This is a genomic window from Collimonas fungivorans (assembly GCF_028292705.1).
Classification (GTDB): Bacteria; Pseudomonadota; Gammaproteobacteria; order Burkholderiales; family Burkholderiaceae_D; genus Collimonas; species Collimonas fungivorans_B.
On sequence record NZ_JAQGLV010000305.1, the window covers coordinates 1 to 5511 of the forward strand.

Sequence of the window (5511 nt, forward strand, 5' to 3'; positions counted from 1 at the left end):
CCGTGAAAAACGGATCGAACACCAGTTCTTGCGGCACCACGCCGAGATTGCGGCGCGCGGCGCGGTAGTCGCTGACGACATCGTGGCCGTGGATCGTAACGTTGCCTGAATCGGGCCGGTTAAGGCCAGCGATGATCGAAATCAAGGTGGTCTTGCCGGCGCCGTTGGGGCCCAGCAAACCGAAGAATTCGCCTTCTTCGATGGTCAGGGAAACGCCATCCAGCGCCTGCAAGGACTGGTAACGCTTCTTGACGTTGGTAATTTGGATGGCCGCCATAGTGCCTTGCTAAATATTCTTTAATTGGGACGCCGCAGCAATGCTGCCGATTTGCCGGCCAAACCATGCTGGCCGGTGGCGGAACCCTTGATTATATTGGATTTTTGCTGCGAGGGCCGGGCGACAACGACAAACCCGGGATGCTACGAGGAAAGGAGAAGGTAGAGCTCAATGATGCAGTGTACTGGCGGCAACAGTCACGCCGGCAGGCGCCAGCAACTCTGTCACGCCGTACAAATCGATCAGGCTTTCCAGGTTGGCGGGCAAACTGGAGAAATGCAGGTTCAGCCCCTGGTTCAGGGCTGCACATTGCCAAGCCAGCAAGGTAGCGACGGCGGCCGAATCGACCGCCACCACGTCGCCCAGGTCGATCTCGGTCTCGCCCCCGGCGATCGCGCGCAAGCCCTCTTCCAGAGTGACTTTGGCGTTGCCGACAGTAAGCGAGTGAGATGGTCTGAACATGTTAGTTAGTCAATCAGCTGATTATTTCTTAAGGCCGCGGGCAGCGCGTTCCTTGTTCTTGTCCGACAACACCTTGATCAGGCCGTCGATGCCGGAACGGTTGATTTCGGAAGTGAACGTGCCCTTGTATGAATCAACGAGCCAGGCGCCCAGTACGTTGACATCATAGATCTTCCAGCTCGTGCCTGCTTTTTCCACGCGATAATTGAGCTGGATAGGCTCGCCGCGCGGCTGGATCACCTGCGAGCGGACGATCACGTCGGTATCGGCCGGATCGGCGCGCAGCGGCTTGAAATCGATTTGCTGGTCACGCACTTGCGACAGCGCGCCGGAATAGGTGTAGACCAGCAGGCTGCGGAACTGGGTGATCAACTGTTTCTTTTGATCATCAGTTGCGTCACGCCATTTAGGACCCATGGCCATGCTGGTCATGCGCTCGAAGTCGACATACGGGATGATCTTTTCTTCAACCAGCGCCAGGATGCGCTGCTGGTTGCCGCCCTGGATGTTTTTATCCGATTTGGCGGTATCCAGCACGTCCTGGCTGATGCGCTTGATCAACGCGTCAGGCGCTTCTTGCGCCTGGGCTGCCGCTGTGAACAACAGGCTGCCGACAGTCAGCGACAGCGTCAGGAATTTTTTCAGGATTTTCATATGGTTTTTTTAACAATCTTAATGGTTGTTAGAAGACGTCTCAGACGCGGGGTATATGCGTCCTAAGACGGCAATTTCAAGCGCCGGTTCCGGCCGGCGCCGATAATCACTGCTCGGCGGGCTTGCTGTTGACAGGTTTGTCCGCCTTGTCGTCGCTGTCGTCGTTATTGCCGCTGATCTGGCTCTGGCGGCGCTGGGTATAGGCGTCGCGCACGAATTCATACTTGTCGAGGGCGGCATCGTCCAGCAGGCCGCCTGCATCCAGCAAGTTGGCGCGCTTGTCGATCAGGCGCACCACCGAGCCGGTATTGCGCCAGCGTACCGGGTATTTGTAGGACCAGATGTCGCCGTACATGTCGACCGGCAATGCCGCCGTGTCGCGGATATTCGATGGCCCGAACAGCGGCAGCACTAGGTAAGGACCGGAGCCGACGCCCCACTTGCCCAGGGTCTGGCCGAAATCCTTGTTATGTTTCTGCAAACCGGCTTCCGAGCCGATATCCAGCAAACCGCCCAGACCGAGCGTGGAGTTGACCGCAACCCGCATCACGTCCGAAGTGCCGTCTGCAACGTTGCCTTGCAAGAAACCGTTAACCGAGCTCCAGACATCGCCCAGGTTGCCGAAAAAGTTATTGACGCCGGTCTGGACAAAACTTGGCAGCCAGTTGCGGTAAGCGGTGGCGACCGGCTTCAGGGCGACCTTGTCGAGCGTGTCGTTGAAGCTGAACATGGCGCGGTTGAAGCCTTCCAGCGGGTCTTGCGGATTGCTGGTGGTGGCGCAGCCGGCCAGCGCGGCAACCAGGGCCAGCGAGCCCAGGCGAGTCATGATTTTCATTGTTCTGTGTCCTTTACATCCGCAGCTTTACTGTACAGGAACTGACTGATCAGGTTTTCCAGCACAATCGCGGATTGCGTTAATTTAATACGGTCGCCGGCAGCCAGGTTCTTGGTCGCGCCGCCCGCTTCGATACCGATGTATTGCTCTCCCAACAAACCTGCAGTGAGTATCTTAGCCGAACTGTCTTCCGGGAACTGGTAACGCTGGTCCATGTTCAAGGTCACTATCGCCTGGAAGTTCTTGTCGTCGAAATTGATCGAAGCGACACGCCCCACCACCACCCCCGCGCTCCGGACCGACGCACGCACTTTCAAGCCGCCGATATTGTCGAACTTGGTAATTACCGGATAAGTCTTGTTGAAAGTCGCGCTGCTCAGGTTACCGGCTCTCAGCGCCAGGAACCCCAAGGCCAGCACGCCGATCAGCACAAATATGCCTACCCATACGTCTACAGTTTTCTGTTGCATGATTCATCACCTTAAAAATACCACCGCGAACAAATTCCCGAGGAGAAAATAGTAACGAGAAGTAAAACGCGCTGCTACGGCTTGACCCCGGCTGTTTGGGCGCCGGAGTCGCGCAAATAATTAGTTAAACATCAAAGCGGTCAGCAGGAAGTCCAGCGCCAACACCGCCAGCGACGAGATCACCACGGTGCGCGTGGTAGCCCTGGAAACGCCTTCCGGCGTCGGTTTTGCCTCGTAGCCCTGCCATACCGCAACAAACGTTGCGGCGACGCCGAACACGATGCTTTTCAAGACGCCGTTAGCGATATCTTGCCAGATATCGATCCCGCCTTGCATCTGCGACCAAAACGCGCCGTCATCGACGCCGATCAGCTTGACGCCGACCAGGTAGCCGCCAAAAATACCCAGGGCGCTGAACAAGGCCGCCAGCATCGGCATCGCCACCACGCCGGCCCAGAAACGCGGCGCCACCACGCGTTGCATGGGATCGACCGCCATCATTTCCATCGCCGACAACTGCTCGCCGGCTTTCATCAGGCCGATTTCCGCCGTCAGGGAAGTGCCTGCACGGCCGGCGAACAGCAGCGCCGTCACTACCGGCCCCAGTTCACGCACCAGCGACAGCGCCACCAGCAAGCCCAGCGCCTGCTCGGAACCATATTTGTTGAGCGTGTAATAGCCCTGCAAACCCAGTACGAAACCGACAAACAGACCCGAGACGCCAATGATGATCAGCGAGTAGTTGCCGATGAAATGGATCTGGTCGGTAATCAGCCGCGGACGCCGCCAGAGGCCGGGCGAGGCGCGCAGGATCGCAAAGAACATGCGCGCGGCAAGGCCCAGGCCGGCAATCGATTCGCGTACGGTGCGTCCCACTGCGGCAAGACAATTGCTTACAAACTTGGTTACAGCGTTCAGCATCAGCCGCGCCCCCTCAGGTTCCGACTCAGGCCCAGGTCCTCGGCCAGCGACTTGCCAGGATAGTGGAACGGCACCGGACCATCAGGTTCGGCGTTGACGAATTGCTTCACGTACGGATGGGTAGACGCCAGCATCTCTGCCGGCGTGCCCTGCGCCACGATCTGCCCTTCCGACAGGAAATACACGTAGTCGGCAATGCTGAACGACTCATTGACGTCATGCGACACCAGGATGCTGGTCGAACCCAGCGCATCGTTGAGCTTGCGGATCAGGTTGGCGGTCACGCCCATCGAAATCGGATCCAGCCCGGCGAACGGTTCGTCATACATGATCAGGGAGGGATCCAGCGCAATCGCGCGCGCCAGCGCCACGCGCCGCGCCATGCCGCCGGAAATCTCGGACGGCTTCAGCTGCGCAGCGTTGCGCAGGCCGACCGCATTCAACTTCAGCAGCACCAGGTTGTTCAACAGTTCCGGCGACAGATTGGTGTGTTCGCGCAGCGGGAAGGCGACGTTCTCAAATGCAGTCAGGTCGGTAAACAAGGCGCCGCTCTGGAACAGCATGCCCATCTTGCGCCGCAACGCGTACAAGCTCGAGGTCGACAGAGTGTGCACCGTTTCGCCGTCGACCTTGACGCTGCCGGCCTGGGGCTTCAGCTGGCCGCCAATGAGCCGCAATATGGTGGTCTTGCCGGAGCCGGAGCCGCCCATGACGGCGATCACCTTGCCGCGTGCGAAGTCCATGTTGAGGCCCGATAGAATCGACCTCTCACCATAGCCAAACTGCAGATCACGAATTTCGACGATATTTGCCACACCATCCACCGAATAAATCAAAGGGGCTATTGTAGTGCAAATGCGACAATCGTTCAGAGCCCAGCAATAGTAGACAGACTGATATGTGCCTGTATTACAACAGTTTGACTATTGCCTCGATGCATGAACAAAAACATGCACTACAGAAAAGAAGAGCACGCCGGTGTTGCCACTGACATGCTCTTCTTTAGTAACAGCAAAAAAACGTAAACAATATTACCGTGGCAAAACCGATGCTCCCATCAGGAATTCATCGACCGCCCGCGCGCACTGGCGGCCTTCGCGGATAGCCCATACCACCAGCGACTGGCCGCGCCGCATGTCGCCGGCGGCGAACACCTTGTCGGCCGAAGTCTTGTAGCAGGCATCGCCGTCGGTAGTGGCCTTGGCGTTGCCGCGCGCATCTTTGTCGACGCCGAATGCCTCCAGCACTTGCGCCACCGGCGAAACGAAGCCCATCGCCAGAAACACCAGGTCGGCCTTCATTTCGAATTCCGAATCCGGCACTTCCTGCATCTTGCCGTCCTTCCATTCGACGCGGGCGGCGATCAGTTTCTCGACCTTGCCGTTCTTGCCTTCCAGCCGTTTGGTGGCCACCGCCCAGTCGCGGTCGCAGCCTTCTTCGTGCGACGACGAAGTGCGCAGCTTGGTCGGCCAGTAAGGCCATACCAGCGGCTTGTTTTCCAGTTCCGGCGGTTGCGGCATCAGCTCGAACTGCTGGATCGATACCGCGCCCTGGCGGTTGGAAGTGCCGACGCAGTCGGAACCGGTATCGCCGCCGCCGATCACCACCACGTGCTTGCCGCCGGCCAGGATTTGCTCCTTGACCTTGTCGCCGGCGTTGACCTTGTTTTGCTGCGGCAGGAAATCCATGGCGAAATGCACGCCCTTCAGCTCACGCCCCGGCACCGGCAAATCGCGCGGCTGTTCGGCGCCGCCGGCAATCACCACGGCGTCGAACTCGGCGTTCAATTCTTCCGGGGAAACCGTCTTCTTGGCCCAGTTGTTGACATTGGCCGGGAAATCCTTGCCGACCAGCACGCCGGTGCGGAAGGTCACGCCTTCGGCTTCCATCTG

General features: G+C 58.6%; 8 protein-coding genes. All 8 read right to left on the reverse strand.

The annotated features are described in order from the left end of the window. On the reverse strand, window positions 1-277 hold a 277-nt coding region (locus tag JWQ61_RS17215), incomplete at its 3' end, for an ATP-binding cassette domain-containing protein (RefSeq protein ID WP_304361597.1). A gap of 168 nt (window positions 278-445) precedes the next feature. Next, window positions 446-739 (reverse strand): STAS domain-containing protein, encoded by a 294-nt coding sequence (locus tag JWQ61_RS17220; protein ID WP_061538742.1) that lies wholly within the window; start codon window positions 737-739, stop codon window positions 446-448. 21 nt (window positions 740-760) lie between these two features. Further along, a complete protein-coding gene (locus JWQ61_RS17225; RefSeq protein ID WP_304361598.1) occupies window positions 761-1393 on the reverse strand; it encodes a phospholipid-binding protein MlaC in 633 nt (210 codons plus the stop codon). A 106-nt stretch (window positions 1394-1499) separates the two neighbouring features. Beyond that, entirely contained in the window at window positions 1500-2228 is a 729-nt protein-coding gene (locus tag JWQ61_RS17230; protein WP_304361599.1) for a VacJ family lipoprotein, read from the reverse strand. Next, the gene (gene mlaD, locus JWQ61_RS17235) at window positions 2225-2698 is read right to left on the reverse strand and encodes an outer membrane lipid asymmetry maintenance protein MlaD (RefSeq protein ID WP_304361600.1); all 474 of its coding nucleotides are present in this window, start codon (window positions 2696-2698) and stop codon (window positions 2225-2227) included. The genes JWQ61_RS17230 and mlaD overlap by 4 nt, the downstream gene beginning before the upstream one ends. 120 nt (window positions 2699-2818) lie before the next feature. After that, on the reverse strand, window positions 2819-3619 hold the full coding sequence (mlaE, locus tag JWQ61_RS17240; RefSeq protein WP_304361601.1) for a lipid asymmetry maintenance ABC transporter permease subunit MlaE: 801 nt from the start codon (window positions 3617-3619) through the stop codon (window positions 2819-2821). Continuing rightward, window positions 3619-4434, reverse strand: coding sequence for an ABC transporter ATP-binding protein (locus JWQ61_RS17245; RefSeq protein ID WP_304361602.1), 816 nt, complete (start codon window positions 4432-4434; stop codon window positions 3619-3621). The genes mlaE and JWQ61_RS17245 overlap by 1 nt, the downstream gene beginning before the upstream one ends. A 216-nt stretch (window positions 4435-4650) precedes the next feature. Next, window positions 4651-5511, reverse strand: an 861-nt coding sequence (locus JWQ61_RS17250; protein ID WP_304361603.1) for a glutamate synthase subunit beta, incomplete at its 5' end; no start/stop codon positions are given.